This is a genomic window from Treponema sp. R8-4-B8, assembly GCF_054786175.1.
This window is the reverse complement of record NZ_BDHE01000171.1, coordinates 1-779: the sequence shown is the minus strand read 5'-3', so window position 1 is coordinate 779 and position 779 is coordinate 1. Positions and strand designations below refer to the sequence as shown.

At 41.2% G+C, this 779-nt stretch carries 1 protein-coding gene; it reads right to left on the bottom strand.

The window, feature by feature from the left end:
* Positions 1 to 166 precede the first annotated feature (166 nt).
* On the bottom strand, positions 167 to 343 hold the full coding sequence (locus ACYVRA_RS07680; protein ID WP_461252149.1) for a hypothetical protein: 177 nt from the start codon (positions 341 to 343) through the stop codon (positions 167 to 169).
* Positions 344 to 779 lie beyond the last annotated feature (436 nt).

The following is a 779-nucleotide window of genomic DNA, read 5'->3' as shown; positions in this document are numbered from 1 at the left end:
AGAGCAAATAAGCATTTCTCCATTGTGCCATTCCATTATGGTGTACCGTACAAGGCACGGTATACTACGGAACATCGATAGCTGTTACCAGTGCGTGAGTTATAAAAAAGGACTGCCCAAAATGTTACTTTTTGGACAGCCCCGATTACTTATGGATTAATTAATATCAATGACCCGACCATGTTGTAGTCAAATTACCCCCCGAGAAGGTTCCAGACATAAGCGACATCATTCCTTGATTGTTCGTAGCTGCTGAGACTGAATCGCTCCAATTTAACGATGAATCGTTAAGAATAATGATACTAAGCGAGGTAACAGCTTTTCTCGCCGGTTGCCTACTCACAGGACTTTTCTTCAATAGACAACGATTTACAAACATTGCCTGACCACTTAAATGCGATAAAGAAGTAGTTTTGTTCATTAAGAAAAAAGTAATAAATGAATTAAGTATTTATAAATTTATCGTAATTTCACATTTAGGTGGTCAGGCTGGCGAACTTTTACAATAATAGCGATCCCAGTTACGGCAGTAATTAGCGGCGGCGTGGCGTGGGCAGTGAGTAGATAATTCTCTTTTTTTTTACAACGAACCACACGAACACTTTGGAATTTATCCATAATATTTCACACAAATCTCACTAAGGAACAAAGATCACGAAGTGATAAAATGCTTATTAGCGCCATAAGATGTATGCCCAATAAAATCCTTGAGTACAGGCGGGCCGGCTGCGTGCGGTGGCAAAACATCTTTCGGGCGGTCCCCGCCGGAGAGCCTTCGG